The 15,540-nt window shown below is 72.0% G+C and carries 20 protein-coding genes; 12 read left to right on the top strand and 8 right to left on the bottom strand.

Going from position 1 to position 15,540, the window contains the following annotated elements; all coding sequences use genetic code 11:
* Positions 1-168 precede the first annotated feature (168 nt).
* The gene (gene cobU / locus JWN97_RS03610) at positions 169-696 is read right to left on the bottom strand and encodes a bifunctional adenosylcobinamide kinase/adenosylcobinamide-phosphate guanylyltransferase (RefSeq protein WP_297618387.1); all 528 of its coding nucleotides are present in this window, start codon (positions 694-696) and stop codon (positions 169-171) included.
* A 156-nt stretch (positions 697-852) separates the two neighbouring features.
* On the opposite strand from cobU, the gene JWN97_RS03605 reads away from it, so the two are divergent.
* From JWN97_RS03605 to JWN97_RS03595, 3 genes are read left to right on the top strand one after another with little or no spacing between them, the layout of a single operon-like run.
* The gene (locus JWN97_RS03605) at positions 853-1,851 is read left to right on the top strand and encodes an RNA polymerase subunit sigma-70 (protein WP_297618384.1); all 999 of its coding nucleotides are present in this window, start codon (positions 853-855) and stop codon (positions 1,849-1,851) included.
* An 8-nt stretch (positions 1,852-1,859) separates the two neighbouring features.
* Positions 1,860-2,288: a DUF6069 family protein gene (locus tag JWN97_RS03600; protein ID WP_297618381.1), complete on the top strand. Its 429-nt coding sequence runs from the start codon at positions 1,860-1,862 to the stop codon at positions 2,286-2,288.
* A 57-nt stretch (positions 2,289-2,345) separates the two neighbouring features.
* Positions 2,346-2,759, top strand: coding sequence for a DUF222 domain-containing protein (locus JWN97_RS03595; RefSeq protein WP_297618379.1), 414 nt, complete (start codon positions 2,346-2,348; stop codon positions 2,757-2,759).
* Between the two features lie 167 nt (positions 2,760-2,926).
* On the opposite strand, the gene JWN97_RS03590 is transcribed toward JWN97_RS03595, so the two are convergent.
* The 3 genes from JWN97_RS03590 to cobT all read right to left on the bottom strand — a co-directional run bounded on the left by JWN97_RS03590 (position 2,927) and on the right by cobT (position 6,279).
* The gene (locus JWN97_RS03590; protein WP_297618376.1) at positions 2,927-3,607 is read right to left on the bottom strand and encodes a hypothetical protein; all 681 of its coding nucleotides are present in this window, start codon (positions 3,605-3,607) and stop codon (positions 2,927-2,929) included.
* An 870-nt stretch (positions 3,608-4,477) separates the two neighbouring features.
* On the bottom strand, positions 4,478-5,239 hold the full coding sequence (locus JWN97_RS03585) for an adenosylcobinamide-GDP ribazoletransferase (protein WP_297618591.1): 762 nt from the start codon (positions 5,237-5,239) through the stop codon (positions 4,478-4,480).
* Positions 5,239-6,279, bottom strand: a complete 1,041-nt coding sequence (cobT, locus tag JWN97_RS03580; RefSeq protein ID WP_297618373.1) for a nicotinate-nucleotide--dimethylbenzimidazole phosphoribosyltransferase — start codon at positions 6,277-6,279, stop codon at positions 5,239-5,241. Before cobT ends, JWN97_RS03585 begins: the two co-directional genes overlap by 1 nt.
* A 32-nt stretch (positions 6,280-6,311) precedes the next feature.
* Here cobT and JWN97_RS03575 point away from each other — a divergent pair, with 32 nt between their 5' ends.
* Genes JWN97_RS03575 through ctlX form a run of 5 tightly spaced genes read left to right on the top strand, consistent with a single transcriptional unit; the run spans position 6,312 to position 10,052 of the window.
* The gene (locus JWN97_RS03575; protein ID WP_297618370.1) at positions 6,312-6,836 is read left to right on the top strand and encodes a 2'-5' RNA ligase family protein; all 525 of its coding nucleotides are present in this window, start codon (positions 6,312-6,314) and stop codon (positions 6,834-6,836) included.
* Between the two features lie 49 nt (positions 6,837-6,885).
* Positions 6,886-7,617 carry a thermonuclease family protein gene (locus JWN97_RS03570; protein WP_297618367.1) on the top strand — a complete coding sequence of 244 codons (732 nt, stop codon included), beginning with the start codon at positions 6,886-6,888 and terminating at the stop codon, positions 7,615-7,617.
* A 43-nt stretch (positions 7,618-7,660) separates the two neighbouring features.
* Entirely contained in the window at positions 7,661-7,864 is a 204-nt protein-coding gene (locus JWN97_RS03565; RefSeq protein WP_297618364.1) for a hypothetical protein, read from the top strand.
* A gap of 7 nt (positions 7,865-7,871) precedes the next feature.
* Positions 7,872-8,972: a beta-eliminating lyase-related protein gene (locus tag JWN97_RS03560; protein WP_297618361.1), complete on the top strand. Its 1,101-nt coding sequence runs from the start codon at positions 7,872-7,874 to the stop codon at positions 8,970-8,972.
* A 48-nt stretch (positions 8,973-9,020) separates the two neighbouring features.
* A complete protein-coding gene (ctlX, locus tag JWN97_RS03555; protein ID WP_297618357.1) occupies positions 9,021-10,052 on the top strand; it encodes a citrulline utilization hydrolase CtlX in 1,032 nt (343 codons plus the stop codon).
* Here ctlX and JWN97_RS03550 read toward each other — a convergent pair.
* Entirely contained in the window at positions 10,043-10,864 is an 822-nt protein-coding gene (locus JWN97_RS03550) for a ceramidase domain-containing protein (RefSeq protein ID WP_297618354.1), read from the bottom strand. The genes ctlX and JWN97_RS03550 overlap by 10 nt on opposite strands.
* 93 nt (positions 10,865-10,957) lie before the next feature.
* Positions 10,958-11,398 carry an HSP20 family small heat-shock protein gene (locus tag JWN97_RS03545; protein ID WP_297618350.1) on the bottom strand — a complete coding sequence of 147 codons (441 nt, stop codon included), beginning with the start codon at positions 11,396-11,398 and terminating at the stop codon, positions 10,958-10,960.
* A 134-nt stretch (positions 11,399-11,532) separates the two neighbouring features.
* Between JWN97_RS03545 and JWN97_RS03540 the strand changes: the two genes are divergently transcribed.
* A complete protein-coding gene (locus tag JWN97_RS03540; protein WP_297618347.1) occupies positions 11,533-11,841 on the top strand; it encodes a MerR family transcriptional regulator in 309 nt (102 codons plus the stop codon).
* On the opposite strand, the gene JWN97_RS03535 is transcribed toward JWN97_RS03540, so the two are convergent.
* On the bottom strand, positions 11,842-13,155 hold the full coding sequence (locus JWN97_RS03535) for an endonuclease/exonuclease/phosphatase family protein (RefSeq protein WP_297618344.1): 1,314 nt from the start codon (positions 13,153-13,155) through the stop codon (positions 11,842-11,844).
* 190 nt (positions 13,156-13,345) lie between these two features.
* On the opposite strand from JWN97_RS03535, the gene JWN97_RS03530 reads away from it, so the two are divergent.
* From JWN97_RS03530 to JWN97_RS03520, 3 genes are read left to right on the top strand one after another with little or no spacing between them, the layout of a single operon-like run.
* A complete protein-coding gene (locus JWN97_RS03530) occupies positions 13,346-14,371 on the top strand; it encodes a MerR family transcriptional regulator (RefSeq protein WP_297618341.1) in 1,026 nt (341 codons plus the stop codon).
* Positions 14,372-14,403: 32 nt separating this feature from the next.
* A complete protein-coding gene (locus JWN97_RS03525; RefSeq protein WP_297618338.1) occupies positions 14,404-14,778 on the top strand; it encodes a helix-turn-helix domain-containing protein in 375 nt (124 codons plus the stop codon).
* 1 nt (position 14,779) lies between these two features.
* Positions 14,780-15,136 carry a hypothetical protein gene (locus tag JWN97_RS03520; protein WP_297618335.1) on the top strand — a complete coding sequence of 119 codons (357 nt, stop codon included), beginning with the start codon at positions 14,780-14,782 and terminating at the stop codon, positions 15,134-15,136.
* A gap of 57 nt (positions 15,137-15,193) precedes the next feature.
* Here the strand turns inward: JWN97_RS03520 and JWN97_RS03515 are convergent.
* Positions 15,194-15,540: HNH endonuclease signature motif containing protein (locus tag JWN97_RS03515; protein ID WP_297618332.1), on the bottom strand; the 347-nt coding region annotated here is incomplete at its 5' end.

Below are 15,540 nucleotides of genomic sequence, written 5' to 3'. Positions count from 1 at the left end.
CGTGCGAACCCGTTCACCGGATTCGCCCTCAGGGGTGGAGTGGACGGTCGGCGACAACCCCCTGCGTGCACGGGGCACGGCGCGCAGAACAACTCCCGGCCGTGACCTCGGCCCTGCCGTGCCTCGACCACACGCTCCGGGCGGCCGTCCAGCGCCCCCGGCGTCCGCTCAGAGCCGCAGCACGCGACCGGCCACCACGAGGTGCACCTCGTCGCAGGCGGCGGCGACCCGCTGGTTGACGGTGCCGAGGAGGTCGCGGAAGAGGCGGCCGGACCGGTGCTCGGGCACCACGCCGAGCCCGACCTCGTTGGTCACGACGACGACGTGGTGTTCGCACGCGCGGACGGCGGCGACGACCTCGTCGGTGCGGGCGACCACGAGACCGTGAACGACATCGGCGTCCTGCTCCCACGCGGCCTCCGCGTCGATGACCGCGGTGAGCCAGGTGCCGAGGCAGTCGATCAGCACGGGCTGCTCCGCACGGCGTACGGCGTCGGCGAGGTCCTGGGTCTCGACGGTCGTCCACGACGCGGGCCGGCGCGCCTGGTGCGCGGCGATGCGGGCGGTCCAGTCGGGATCGGCCTCCGCATCGGGCGTCGGGCCGGCAGCGACGTAGGTGGCTGCCTCGTCGCCGATCAGCGCCTCGGCGTGCGTCGACTTGCCGGACCGTACGCCGCCGGTGACCAGGATCCGCATGGCGACGATCTTCCCAGAGGACCGGGGGCTCCGGGTCGGCGCACACAGGTGCGGTGGATGACGACCGCCCGGGATGGCATCCGGACGGTGATGAGTTCTCGCGCCCGTGCCAGTCATACCTACGACAGGACACGACGAGACTGGAGGATGGGTGCGATGACTGCGGTGACGCGGCTGGAGGAGTGGGACGTGAGCGAGCTGGACGCGATGGACGAGGCGACGTTCGCGGGGGTGGCGGAGCGCCACCGACGGGAGCTGCACGTGCACTGCTACCGGATGCTCGGGTCGTTCGAGGACGCCGAGGACACGGTGCAGGAGACGTTCCTCCGCGCCTGGCGCCGGCGGGAGACCTTCGAGGGGCGCTCGACGTTCCGGGCCTGGCTCTACCGGATCGCCACCAACGCCTGCCTCGACCTGCTCGAGAAGCGCCGACCGAAGCCGGCCACTGGGGGAGAGGTGATGTGGCTCCAGCCCTACCCGGACCGGTTGCTCGACGAGTTGCCCGCCGTCGGCGCCGACGAGCCAGAGGCCCTCGCCGTCGCCCGGGAGACGATCGAGCTGGCCTATCTGGTCGCGGTCCAGCACCTCGCGCCGCGACCGCGCGCGGTGCTGATCCTGCGCGACGTGCTCGGGTGGCCCGCGAAGGACGTCGCCGACCTGCTCGGCGCCTCGGTCAACTCCGTCAACAGCGCACTCCAGAGGGCCCGCGCCGGCATGCGCGAGCACCTGCCGGCGGAGCGCCAGGAGTGGACCGGCGCCGAGGACGACCCGGACAACCGTGAGCTCGTACGCCGCTTCACCGAGGCCAGCGCCGCCGCCGACGTCGACACCATCGCCACGATGCTGCGCGACGACGTCCGCTTCGCGATGCCGCCCACGCAGGGTCTGATCGTGGGACGCGACGCCGTCATCGCGGACTGGGTGGCAGGTGGTTACCCGGACATGGCCGGCCTGCGTCCGGTCGTCACCTCGGTCAACCGTCAGCCCGCCGTGGGCTACTACATCTGGCAGGAGGGTGAAGGCGCCTACATGCCGATCACGATCGACGTGCTGCGCATCTCCGGTGGGCAGATCACCGAGGTCACGATCTTCGATCGCGACCACTTCCCGCGGCTCGGCCTCCCGGAGCGCCTGCCGGCGGGTGAGTCGGCATGATGCGCCGGGTGGCGCGGACCGGCCTCCTCGCCGCGCTCGCGGCCGTGGCGCTCACCGCGGTCACCGCGGCGCTTGCACGGGCCATCGGCGTGGAGCTCGAGGTGCCCGACGGCGGTGAGACGATCCCGCTGTCGGGGATCGCGTTCATGACTGGTGTGTTCTCGGTCGCCGGGGTGGTCATCGCGGCGGCTCTGGAGCGGTGGAGCCCTCGTCCGCGGCAGCACTTCGTGCGTACGACGGTCGCGCTGACCGCGGTGTCGCTGGTCCCGCCCTGGCTGGTCGGGGCTGCGGGCTCCACGAGCGTCGCACTCGTCGTGCTGCACCTCGTTGCGGCGGCGGTGATGATCCCGGTGCTGGCGCGGAGCCTGCGCACCCTTGACACGTCGCGGCAGGACGAGCACCGGTCGCGACCTTCAAGGACCCGTCTCGACGCCTGAGGCTGTCATGACCCAATATTGATCGAGCGTGTGTTCTATAACACACGATGGAGCGTAGTGTCGGACACAAGCTCCCCGCAGCGGGGGAGCGCCCGACGAGAGGAGGACCGCGGCGTCAGATCCGACCAGCATCCATCCGATCTTCCCCGCCTGCCGATCCACGGCGGCGACGCGACCACCGTCATCGTCACCGTCCCGCTCGCCTCCCTGCGGGCCGAGCTGGGTGTCGCCGACCTCATCGGTGCCGGCCCCGTTCCCGGCGACGACCTCACCGGCGATCGGATCACCGCCGCCCAGGCCCGCCGGCTCGCGTGCACCGCGAAGATCCTCCCCACCGTCCTCGACTGCCACTCTCTGCCGATCGACCTCGGACGTGCGAAGCGGCTGTTCTCCCCGGCGCAGCGCAAGGCACTGCTGATCCGCGACCAGACCTGCCGCGCCGAGGGCTGCGACACCCCCGGCACCTGGTGACGCCCACCACCTCGATCGCTGGCACACCGGCGGACCCACCGACCTGGCTAACGCGGTCCTGCTCTGCTCGCACCATCACCACCGGATCCACGACATTGGCTACCGCGCCGACCGCCTCCCCGACGGCGACCTCAGGTTTCACCGACGCAGATAGGAACCAGCTCCCGTCATTCCTCCTCGGTGGAGGTCGATGCGTCGTCAGTGCGGTCAGCTGTTCGAGCGCGCACCAGCCGTACGCCGGTCGCAAGCAGCCACACGAGCCAGGCGGCATAGCCGGGCAACCCCACGAACAGGAGCGCCGAGCCGTCCGCGATCGCGAGGTTCGCCGCCCCGGCGGCGAGCAGCAGGCCTCCCCCTGCCACTCCGAGCAGACGCTGCCACGGCGGCGTCAGCCGGCTCGTGTGCGCCGCCAGCGCAGCGCCGATGAATGTGGCGCCGAGCGCCGGAAGCGCCAGCGCGAACGCTGCTGCATGCAGTTGCCAGACAAGCTCGAACTCGGGGCTCGGCGCGGCGAGCTCGCCCGCGGACAGCACCACACCGTTCCACAGAACGGCGTAGAGCGCGAAGACCGCCGAGAGCGTCGCGCCCGCGGCCAGCGCGAGGCGCGACCAGTCCGCGCCCGCACCCCCGCGACGCCCGACGAGGCCGTGGAGACCGGTCAGGAACCCGAGCAGCAGCGGCAGGTTCAGCGCCTCCAGACCGACCGCGATCTCGACCGCGACCCGATGCTCCGCGTGGAAGGCAAGCACATCCTTGATCGGGTCCCCGTAGCTCGGCGCCCCGGCCCAGACCACCACCACGTTCTGGATCGCCACCGATGCCGCCAACGCGATCGCTGTCGCGCCCACGACCCGGTGGTAGAGCGCTCGGGTCGCGGTGGCCCCTGTCGTTGCCGCGCCCCCGGGCACGTGCAGGGATTCCAGCGCGGTGGCGGTGTGTTCTGCCGAGATCTCATCTCTTGCTCCTCCATTGCAGTCCGCTGATCCGTGACTGCACGATTGCTGACTTGGACGTCGAGCGAATCGGCTCCAGAGCTTGTGCGTCTCGTACTTTCGGCCGACCGAGCTCCGCGTCGGTCGGCCATGCCTGGGTGGCTCACGGTTGAAGCGGTGAGACACACCACGATGCGATCGTGCGCGAGGTGGACGAAGAACTCCGCGCAACCATTCGGGACCCGGCGTTCCTGACTGCTGTTGAGAGCATCTTCCGCATCGATGGCACGTTGGCCACGAGATCGTCTTCCTCTACGTGGGTCGACTAGATCCCTCACCTGCCCTGAGGGACGCGTCGCTCACTGAGATCGACGGCACCGCGGTGCCGGTTGTCTGGCGGCCGATCGACGATCGAGATGAGCCGTTCCCGCTCTACCCGAGCGCGACGGTCGATTGGGTGCGCAGCCTGTCGTCCAGACGTCATTCGCAGTAGGAGGCATTCGACGACGAGCCACGGGAGCCGGGAACGCATCCGGATGCCGCGATGAGCGCACCGATCCGGGGGCGAATCTTCGTCCGGAGCGCCTGGCACGTCGATGCGGAGTTCGGCCCGCATCGCCCGTACAAGCGATCCAGCGTCGCTGCCGAGGCTGTCGCGGCTCAGCGCCGCGACCTCCACCGTTGCCTCGCCGTGGACCCGCGACGCCACAAGGTCTTCCGCAACCCTGACTGCGTCGTGCACCCGGTGGCACGCCGTTCACGCAAGCTCCCGCAACAGCTCCCCGGTCAGACCGTCGCAGCGGCCAGCACCAGCACCGCGAACGAGATCTCGACCGCCGCACCCAGCACGTCACCGGTGATCCCGCCGAGGCGACGTACGCAGCGCAGCAGGAGGGCGAGCACCACAGCCACCATCACGACCAGTCCGATCGTGGTCGGCCACGCCGATCCGAGCGCGCGCCCGGCGAGGGCGAGTGCGAGCGCCGCCACGACGAGTGAGGCTGCAGCACCGATGACAGGCACCGCGCCGATGACGCTCGCGCCGAGGCCGTCGGCGCGCGCCGCGGGCACGCCGCGCAGGCAGGCGAGGGCCAGGCAGGCACGGGAGGCACAGACCAGGAGGGCGACCACCCACCACGCGTCGTCGTGGCGGACGACCGCGGTGAGCCCGGCGGCCTGCAGCCCGGTGACGAGGACCACCGCGACGACGCCGGCCGGACCGACCGGGCCGGTGCGCATCACCTCGAGCGAGCGCGCGGGGGAGTAGGAGGCCGTGAGGCCGTCGGCGGTGTCGGCGAGCCCGTCCCAGTGCAGTGCGCGGGTGCCGAGCGCGAGCGCCAGCACGACGCCGTACGCGGTGGCGAGCGGCGGGAGCCCGATCAGGTCGCTGACCAGCACGACGAGTGCAGCCGCGGCGGCGAGGGGCAGCACGGCCAGCGGCGCGAGGACCATCGCCAGACCCGCGACGTGTTGGTCGACCCGGGCCGGTGGTGGGACGCGTACGGCGGTGAGGGTCCCAGCGGCCAGGAGCCAGGCGTCGCGCAGCATCACGACGGCGGCAGGATCTCGGACAGCAGCGCCACGTCACGCAGCACCGCGATGCCCGAGCGCAGCACCGGCAACGCTGCGACGGCGCCGGATCCTTCGCCGAGCCGCATCCCGACGTCGAGCAGCGGGTCGAGGCCGAGCGACTTCAGGGCGTGGGTCTGGGCGGGCTCGGTCGAGCGGTGCCCGGCCACCCACCAGGTGCTCGCGCCCGGAGCGAGCGCCTCGGCCACCACGGCGCACGCGAGCGACATCAGCCCGTCGAGGACCACGGGGATCCCGCGGGCGGACGACTCGACGAGGAACCCGGTCGTGGCCGCGAGGTCCGCGCTGCCCAGGGCCGTGAGGACGTCGACGGGGTCACCCGTGCGGCCCTCGACCCGCGCCAGCGCCTGCGCGACCACGTCGCGCTTGCGTGCCCAGCCGTCGTCGTCGATGCCGGTGCCGCGACCGGTCACCTCGTCGGCGTGCAGGCCGAGCAGCGCCGCGACCAGCGCGGCCGCGGGCGTCGTGTTGCCGATGCCGAGGTCGCCGGTCATGAGGAGCTGGGCACCGTCCGCGACCATCTCCCGCGCCACGTCCGCGCCGAGGGCGAGAGAGCGCTCGGTCTCGTCGCGGGACAGGGCGTCGACGAGGTGGATCGCGCCGGACCCGCGCCGCACCTTGCGGGCGGTGACCGCCGCCGGAAGGTCGGCGAGGTCGGCGTCCACCGCGATGTCGAGCACGGTCACCGCGACGCCGTGCTGCTTCGCGAGAGCCGAGACCCCGGCGCGCCCGGCGACGATCGTGCGCACCATCGCCTCCGTCACCGCGGCGGGGTAGGCCGACACCCCGTGGGCGGCGACACCATGGTCGCCGGCGAACACCGCGAGGCGTACGTCGTCCAGCGGGTGCGGCGGCACCTCGCCCTGTACGGCACACAGCCAGGCCCCGACCTCCCCGATCCTCCCCAGGGCACCCGGCGGGGTGGCCAGGCCGGCGAGACGCTCCTGCGCGAGCGCGGCGATCTCGGCGGGGGGCGGAGCGATGCGTGTCAGGTCCATGGCGGCGCCAGCCTAGATGCCAGTCTGGTCCGGTGCCCGGCCACTCCGTCCTGCAGCTGCCGGTGCCCGAGCTGGAGGACTGGGTGCGCGCCCGGACCGCCCACTACGACGCCGGATTCGTGTCGCACGACCCGCGCTTCGGGCACGCGCACGTCACGGCCCTCGGCCCCTTCGACCCGACGCCGTCGCACCGCCGCCTGCGGGAGATCGCCGAGCTGGCCGCGACGACGCCGCCGATCCCGGTCCGGCTGGCGGACCTCGCGCAGTTCCCCAACGGGATCATCCACCTCGTCCCCGACCCCGCCGACCGGCTGCGGGACCTGACCGCACGGCTGGTGGCCGCGTTCCCCGACCGGCCGCCGTACGGCGGTGAGTTCGGCGACGCCGTGCGGCCCCACCTGACCGTGGACGCAGCCTCCGACGAGGTGAACCTCGCGACCACCGCGGCGCTGCTGGCCCAGGTCGTACCCGTCGCGTGCGTGCTCGACCGCCTCCAGCTCGCCTGGTGGGAGTCGGGGGACTGCCACGTCATGCACGAGTGGCGGCTCGGGGGCTGATTCGGCCAAAACACCTCCGTTCACGCCTTCGACGGCCCACGCTTCTCCCATGCGTCGCATCGCCCTCCTCGTCCTCGCCCTCCTCTGCGCCTCGCTGCTGACCACCCAGCCCGCCGCCGCCGCCGACATGGACTGCGGAGACTTCCCCACCCAGGCCGACGCCCAGACGTTCTTCGTCGCGGCCGGCCCCGGCGACCCGCACCTCCTCGACGGCGACGGGGACGGCAGCGCGTGCGAGTCCAACCCGTGCCCCTGCTCGTCCACGATCGTGCCGCTGGTCGGCCAGACACCCACGCCCGCCCCGACGCCCACCCCGGCGCCCACCTCGAACACGGATCCCTACGGCTCCGGCAACAGCGGGCCCACCCGCCGCGACCGCGCGGTCGTCGTAGGCGTCACCGACGGCGACACGCTCAAGGTGCGGATGGCCGACGGGGTCGAGGAGTACGTCCGCCTCATCGGCATCGACACCCCGGAGGTCCACGGGCGCACGGAGTGCGGCGGCGCCGCGGCCAGCCGCGCGATGAAGCGGCTGGCACCGGTCGGCTCGCGCGTGCTGCTCGTCTCGGACTCCACCCAGGCCGACCGCGACCGCTACGACCGGCTGCTGCGCTACGTCGAGGGCCGCGGCCGCGACGTCGGGAAGGTGCAGATCGCCACCGGCCAGGCGCAGGTCTACGTCTACCGCAACGACCCCTTCCGGCGTACGGACGCCTACCGTCGCGTCGAGAGCCGCTCCGAGCGTCTCGGTCGCGGCTCCTGGACCCGCTGCTGGCGCTGACGGCGGTTGACCGGCCCTCCCGGCGGCGTGGCAGGATCGCGGCATGGCTTCATGGGCGCACCTCGAGATCACCGTCAACGACCAGGGCGACGTGGAGGTCGGCGGCTACAACGCCGACCCCGAGGCGCTCGTGGAAGGCACCGAGTCGTGGGAGGACCTCCTCTCCACGCTCGGCGTCAACGGCTGGGAGCTGGTGCAGGTGATCCCCGGTCCGGAGACGATCTACTGGTTCAAGCGCCAGGCCTGACGCCCTGGTGACCGAGATCCACGACCGGTTCCGCGCTGCCCAGGCGACGGCGGAGGCGATCTTCTGGCGTGCGCCCTCGACCCCGGCGGCGATGTTCCGCGACCTCGCGGCGTTCGCCGAGGAGCACGAGGTCGAGTGGGACCGCTACGGCGAGCGCGGCGCGGTCGCCCAGCTCGAGGGCGAGGTCGCCGAGCTGCTCGGCAAGCCCGCCGCCGTGATGTTCCCCAGCGGGATCATGGCGCAGCAGGCCGTACTCCGCGCCTGGTGCGACCGGTCCGGCTCCCGACGCGTCGCGCTGCCCGACATGTCCCACCTGGTCCGCTACGAGCAGGACGGACCCCGCCGCGTGCTCGGCCTGGAGCTGGAGTGGCTGACCACCGGTCGGGAGACCCCGACCGCGGAGGCGCTCGCCAGGATCGGCGGCCGGCTCGGCGCCGCGATGGTCGAGCTGCCACTGCGCGACGCGGGCTGCCTGCTGCCGACCTGGGACGAGCTCGTCGAGCTCTCCGCGGCGGCGCGCGAGCGCGGCGTACCCCTGCATGCCGACGGCGCTCGCATCTGGGAGTCCGTGCCCCACTGGGACCGGAGCCTGGCCGAGGCCGCCGACCTCGTCGACTCGATGTACGTCTCGCTCTACAAGGGCCTCGGCGGGACGAGCGGCGCGCTGGTCGTGTGCCCCGAGGACCTCGCCGGCGAGCTGCGCACCTGGCGCGCGAGGATGGGCGGCACGCCCTTCTCGCTGACCACCCCAGCGGTCGGCGGCCTGATGGGGCTGCGTGAGCACCCGACGAAGTTCGGCGACTACCGCGCCTGGGCGATCGAGCTCGCGGCCGCACTCCACGAGCAGGGGATCAGGACCTTCCCCGAGGTGCCGCACATCGCCACCTTCCTGGCCTACGCGCCCGGCACGGCCGAGGAGGTCAACGAGCGCGTCGTCGCCTTCACCGAGGAGCGTGGCATCGTGCCCTCCGGCCTGTGGCGCGACGCCGAGGTGCCGGGCTGGGTGGAGACCGAGCTGACCTGCTACGACTCCGCAGTCAGCCACGATCCGGCCGAGGTGGCCGGTCTGATGGCTGCGGCCGTCGGGGAAGGTCCAGCCGGCACGTAGCGGACTCGCGACGGCGAAGCATCGGGAGACATGCCCTAACCTCCTCCCGTGAGTGCCCAGGCCCCTTCTGCTGTCATCCTGATCCGCGCGACCAGCTTCGTCCCCAACCCGGCGACTGCCGCGGACAACGCCTTCCAGTCCGACGCCCCGGCCGGGCAGTCCGACGAGGCGACGTCGGCGCACGCGCTGGCCGAGATGGACGCCCTCGCCGCGGCCCTGCGGGAGGCCGGCGTGCGCGTGCACGTCTTCGACGACGACGACCACACGCGCCCCGACAGCGTCTTCCCCAACAACTGGCTCTCGACCCACGCCGGCGGTGCCGTCGCGGTCTATCCGATGTATGCCTCCAACCGCCGCCACGAGCGGCGCACCGACGTGCTGGAGATGCTCAAGTCCGAGTACCGCGTGCAGGCGATCGTGGACTACTCCGGCCTGGAGCCGGACGGCATCTTCCTCGAGGGCACCGGTGCGATGGTGCTCGACCACATCTCCCGTGTGGCCTACACCGCCCGCAGCCACCGCGCCGACGTGGCCGTGCTGGAGCGCTTCTGCACCGACTTCACCTACGAGCCGATGGCCTTCGACGCGGTCGACTCCGACGGCGTGCCGGTCTACCACACCAACGTCATCGCCTGCGTCGGCACGCACGTCGCGATGATCGCGCTCGAGATGATCCCCGACAAGGTCCGGCGCGAGCAGGTGCGCGAGCGCCTCGCCGTCACCGGGCGGACGATCATCGAGCTGACCGAGGAGCAGATCCGCGAGTTCGCCGGCAACGCCGTCGAGATGTGCGGGCGTACGCCGGAGGGCAAGCGCCGCTACGTCATGACCATGTCGGCCCGGGCGAAGCGCTCGCTGCGCCCCGAGCAGGTCGCCGCGATCGAGGAGTCGTGCGAGATCCTCGCCGTCGACATCCCGACCATCGAGCTGGCCGGCGGGTCGGTGCGCTGCATGATCGCCGGCGTCCACCTCGACCGCCGGCCCGTGGAGCTGCCGGAGCCCGGGGAGAACGTCGTGGCGATCAACGAGGACAACCCGGTCACCCCCGACGGCCGCTACGTGGCGAAGGACTACGCCTGACGTTCCGACGCATACATCCGGAAGAGCCAGTAGGCCGCCACGGCGCACAGCAGGTGCCAGGCGGCGTGGCCCTGCAGGAGTGACGTCGGGTCGCACCAGCCGGCGTTGCTGAGCAGCCAGATGGTGAACGCGACGAGCATCGCGACCAGAGCGAGGACGCCCTGGCGGAAGGCGATCACCGTCTCGCCGCGGCGCCACCGCTGGGTCTCGAGCACGACCGCCACCACCAGGAGCAGCCCGAACGCCAGGTTGCCGGCGTAGTGGACCACCGGCACGGGGTCCGGCCAGAGGCCGACGACCTCGCAGGCCGCCACGCACACGACGTACGCCGTCACGAGGGCGAGCGTGCCTCGGCGCGTCCAGCGGACCCATGCCCACGCCGCGGCGAACCCGGCGATGAGGTACATGCTCAGCATGTCGAGGTGGCCGCCCCACTCGGTCTGGGTGGCGTGCATCGCCGCGGACGCGGGGCCGAGGAGCACGACGACGCAGGCGTAGAAGGTCGCCACCCCGGTCGACATCACCGCGTCCGGCCGCCGGTCCCGACCGGCGCGAAGGGCGACCAGCAGCCCGGCGATGACGAATCCCGCGTTGGAGAGCGTGTTGGCGGGCTGGCGGATCCAGCCGTCGTGCGGTGCCTCGCAGAAGTTGGCACCGCGACCGACATCCGGGCCGAGCCAGCCCTCGCCGACAGCCACCGCCAGCAGCGCCACCGAGACGAAGGCGACCGCGCTCGTGGTCGCGAGCGGTCGCGTCACGCGAAGCCGTCGACGGGCGTGCACCGGTCCTCGGGTGCGCAGGTCGGTGCCCATGCGGAGATCAGATCACGGGCCGACCGTCAGGACGCCGGGGTGGAGGGGGCGGGGGCACACACGCTGCGCAAGGGTCTGCCCCCGCCCCGGGACTCAGCTGCTCAGCTGAGCGGGTTCGCCGGACCTGTCCGATCCGCCGGACTGTGCGATCTGGATCTTGCGCGGCTTCGCCTTCTCGGCGACCGGGACGACCAGCCGCAGGACACCGTCGACGTACGCCGCCTCGATGCGGTCGAGGTCGAGGTTGTCACCGAGGACGAGCTGACGGCTGAAGGCGCCCTTGGGTCGTTCGGCGGCCAGCGCCTCCCAGTCGCCGTTCTGCGCCACGCGCTCGGCGCGCACGGTCAGCACGTTGCGCTCGACGTCGAGGTCGATGCTGTCCGGTGCCACACCGGGCAGGTCGAACTCGATGACGAACCGGTCGCCCTGGCGCCATGCGTCCATCGGCATCACCGCGGGACGGTTGGTGGTGCCGAGCAGCTGCTGGGTCAGGCGATCGAGATCACGGAACGGGTCAGTGGTGCGAAGCAACATCGGCTCCTCCTGATTCTCACCGGTGGACCAGTGGTCCACGACCTGTACTTGTCGTTACAGGTTTCTTATAGTCAAACAATCAGCAAGGATCAAGCCCTTCGACCAAGAAATGTGCGGAGCCGAGAGGAGCCACGATGACGGGCAGCAGCCGCGGGGTGTTCGCGATATCGGTGGCCGCCGCGATGGTCTCCATGGAGATCCAGAACCTGCGTGTCTACGAGCGTCGCGGCCTGCTGCAGCCCGACCGTACGGCGGGTGGCACGCGCCTCTACAGCGCCGACGACGTCGCCCGCCTCCTGCGCATCCGCGACCTGCTGGCCGAGGGGCTCAACCTCGCCGGGATCGCCCGCGTGCTCGACCTCGAGGACGAGGTGGACCGGCTCCGCGCCCGGCTGGCGCGGGCCGGTCCGGCCCACGAGGACGTCGCACCCGCACGGACGTGATCAGTGCCCGTGCGCTCCCGTGACGCGCGCGTCGATCCAGACCAGGCGGTGGTCGCTCGCCGGGAACGGGAAGGTGCCGACCAGGCGGAACAGCGGGTCGGTCGACTCCGGCCAGAAGACGCCGGCGTCGCGGATCTTCGTCGAGCGGTCCGGCAGGACGTAGTCGGCGCGGATGTTGCCCGGCGGCTCGGAGAAGTCGGCGGTGTCGAAGGCCGGGTCGCTCCGGTGCTCCAGGTTGATCCCACCGTCGCGCCGCGCCGCCTCGACGGCGCCGTCGCTGCGGGGTCGGACGGTGGCGTTGATCGCCGGGTTGTCCAGGAGCTGCTGGGCCGAGCCCGGCAGCGAGTCGCCGTCGAGCGGGTCGGAGTTCTGGTCACCGGCGATCACGAACCGGCTGCCGCGCTCCAGGCCGCCGTACGTGCCCTCGTCGTCGTAGAGGTAGTCGGCGCGGTCGCGGACGTAGTCGGCCCACAGCCGGATCTCGTCGTGGTTGCGGGTGCCGTTGCGGTCCTCCGGACCGTCGAAGACCGGCGGCGTCGGGTGCGAGACCAGGAAGTGCACGGTGCGGCGGTCGATGCGGATCGGCACGTCCCAGTGCGACTTGGACGACAGCCGTACGGCGTCCAGCTCGGCGGGGGAGTACCAGTCCGCGGGTGCTGCGGTCGCCGGGTCGTCGGGCAGCAGTGCGCCCGGCATGTCCTTCCAGAGGAAGTGCTGGAAGGTGCGCACGTCGTCGGCGGCGATCGGATACTTGGAGTAGACCGCCATGCCGTACTGGCCGGGGAAGAGCCCGAAGCCGTAGGCGTCGTTGCCTCCACCGACGGTGCCGCTGTTGTCGAGGTCGAGCCCACTGGGCACGCCGGTGTTGACGGGCGCGACGTAGTAGTAGGGGTAGTCGACCGGGGCGGCGCCGTTGTGGGGCACCTCGAGGTAGTTGTCACGGAACAGCTCGGCCGCCCGGCCGCCCTCGACGTAGTCGAACTCGTTGATCAGCAGCACGTCGGGGTCGGTGCGCTGGATGGTCTCCGCAACGGCCGCCGCCTGGGCGTTGTCCGGCGTGGAGAGGTCGCGCACCAGGTCGCCGGCGTTGTTGCGGTTGAGCGAGGCGTTGAAGGTCGCGAAGCGGACCTCGCCGGACGTGCCGTGGCCGTGTCCGTGCCCGTGTCCGTGCCCATGTCCGTGTCCGTGCCCGTAGTCGTGGCCCGGGCCGCCTCCCGCCGTCGCCGGGGAGGTGAGCGCCGGGGTGGTCAGCGCCGCCGCGGCGAGGACGGCCACGGCGGGGGCGAGGCGACGGCGTAGGGATCGAGAGCGCATGGCTGGAACCTTCCGAGAGGGGGTCGAGCCAACCTACGACGGTGGCGCGCGGCTGGGGAAGGAGAGCCCGGGGGGTTGGCCGAGGTCTCGGCTGCTGTTGGCCCGGCCGTCACCGGCGGGCTTGACCTTGCCCCAGCGGCAGGCACCACGGTCGTCGGACCGGTGAGGTCCACCGGGGAGGATGGAGACGATGACCGAGCCGCAGACGCTTCTCACCATCGGCGACTTCGCCCGCGCGGCGGGCCTGACGGCGAAGGCGTTGCGGTTGTACGACGACCTGGGCCTGCTGCCTCCTGCGGAGGTCGACCCGCACTCCGGCTACCGGCGGTATGCACCGTCCCAGCTGGAAGGCGCCCGGCTGGTGGCCACACTGCGCCTGCTGGGGATGCCGCTCGCGCGGATCCAGCGGCTCGTCGACCTCCGGCCTGCTGCGGCGGCGCGCGAGGTCGAGGCCTACTGGGCCCAGGTCGAGGCCGACACGGCCACGCGCCGCCACATCGTCACCACCCTCGTCCACCAGTTGAGGAACGAGGCACGCACCATGACCACATCCACCCACACCCTCCACGCCGCGTACGGCGCCAGCCACCGCCAGGGGCGCCGCGACCTGCAGCAGGACGCCTTCATCGCCACGCCCGAGCTGTTCGCCGTCGCCGACGGCTTCGGTGACCGGGACGACATCGCACCGGCGGCGCTCGCGGCCTTCGCGGTCGGGGGGCTGACCGGTGCCGTCTCCGAGATCGCGCAGGGGGTCGGCGCGGCCCTGCCGGACCAGCCGTCGTCCGGCACCACCCTCACCGCCGTAGCGCTCGACGGCGCGACCGCGCGGATCACCCACATCGGCGACGCACGGGTCTGGCTGGTGCGCGACGGCGAGCTCCAGCAGGTCACCCACGACCACACCGTCGTCGCGGGCCTGCTCGAGGCGGGCCAGCTGACTGTCGACGAGGCCCGGTCCCACCCGCACCGCAACCTGCTCAACCGTGCCCTGACGCCGGGGGTGGTGGCCGACGAGTCGGTCGTCGACCTGCGCCGGGATGATCGGCTCGTGCTGACGACGGACGGTGTGCACTCGTTCGTCGACGACCTCGCTCCGCTGCTCACCATGGCCGCTGCACCGCAAGCGGTCGCCGACGCCGTCGCCGTCGCGGTGGGCGAGGCAGGTGAGCCCGACAACCACACGGTCGTGGTGGTCGACCTGGGCTTCATAACTTGAACGAACGGTCGGTTATCAACTACGCTGACGGCGTGGGACGGCAGCGAGGGTACGACGAGGGCGACGTGCTCGACCGCTCGGCGGCGACCTTCCTGCGAGCGGGCTACGAGGGCACGTCGGTCGAGGAGCTGGTGGGCGCAACCGGCCTCCACCGCGGAAGCCTCTACCAGGCGTTCGGCAGCAAGCGGGGGCTGTTCGTCAGCTGCCTGCGCTGGCAGCTCTCCGAGCACCCCGAGAGCGAGGACACCACCGACCTGGTGCTGGTCGCGCTGCTCGAGCTGGCCCCGCGCGACGAGGAGGTCCGGGGCCTGCTCGGCGAGCACCTGGGTCGGCGCGGCGTCACCGCGACCGACCTGGGCCGACGCCTGCTGACCCGCGCCCTGTTGGACGAGACGAAGGACGACTGAGATGCGTAACGACGTGACCCTTGCCGGCGACCGGCTGGTCGTGGAGCCCCGAGGCCTCGACAAGCTGTGGGGCCTGCGACGGCGTATCGAGGTGCCGCTGGCGCAGGTGCGCGGGGCGACGTACGACCCCGAAGCCTTCTACGCCGGCAAGGGACTGCGCGCGCCGGGCCTGGCGCTACCGAACGTGAAGTGGGTCGGCACCTTCTTCCGTGACGGGCAGCGGACCTACTGGAACGTCCGTCGGGGCGGCCAGACGGTGGTCATCGAGCTCGACGCTGCCCCGTTCGCGCGGCTGTACCTGTCGGTCGAGGACGGCCGGGCGCTGGTCGACCGGATCAACGCCGCCGTCATTGGTTGACAGCCCAGACGCGCCTGCGGCCCCGCTGATGCTGGGTCGGCGGGGTGCGGGGCGGGGTCAGGGTCGGCGGGGCTGTGGGATCTGGGGCGGTGGCGGGTCGGGTGGGTCCAGCGCGGTGGTGCCGGTGGTGTCGCGTCGGTAGCGGTGGCCGTGGGGGCTGGTCCACTCGAAGACCCCTGGCTCGGTCGTCCGGTAGTGCCAGGCGGTGTGGGTCTTGAGCCGGTGGTGGAATCGGCACAGCGCGGCGAGGTTCGCGGTGCTCGTGGGGCCGGGTTGAGGTCGGGCCTCGTCTGCGGCGGTGTGGTCGTGCGCGATGACGTGGTCGACGTCGCAACCCCTGGCCGGCCTGCCGCACCAGGGGAAGACGCAGGTGCGGTCTCTGAGGATGACGTGTTCGCGGATCA

The organism is Nocardioides sp. (assembly GCF_025965415.1).
GTDB lineage: Bacteria > Actinomycetota > Actinomycetes > Propionibacteriales > Nocardioidaceae > Nocardioides.
The sequence above is the reverse complement of the archived record's forward strand: the minus strand, read 5'-3'. Positions and strand labels throughout refer to the sequence as shown.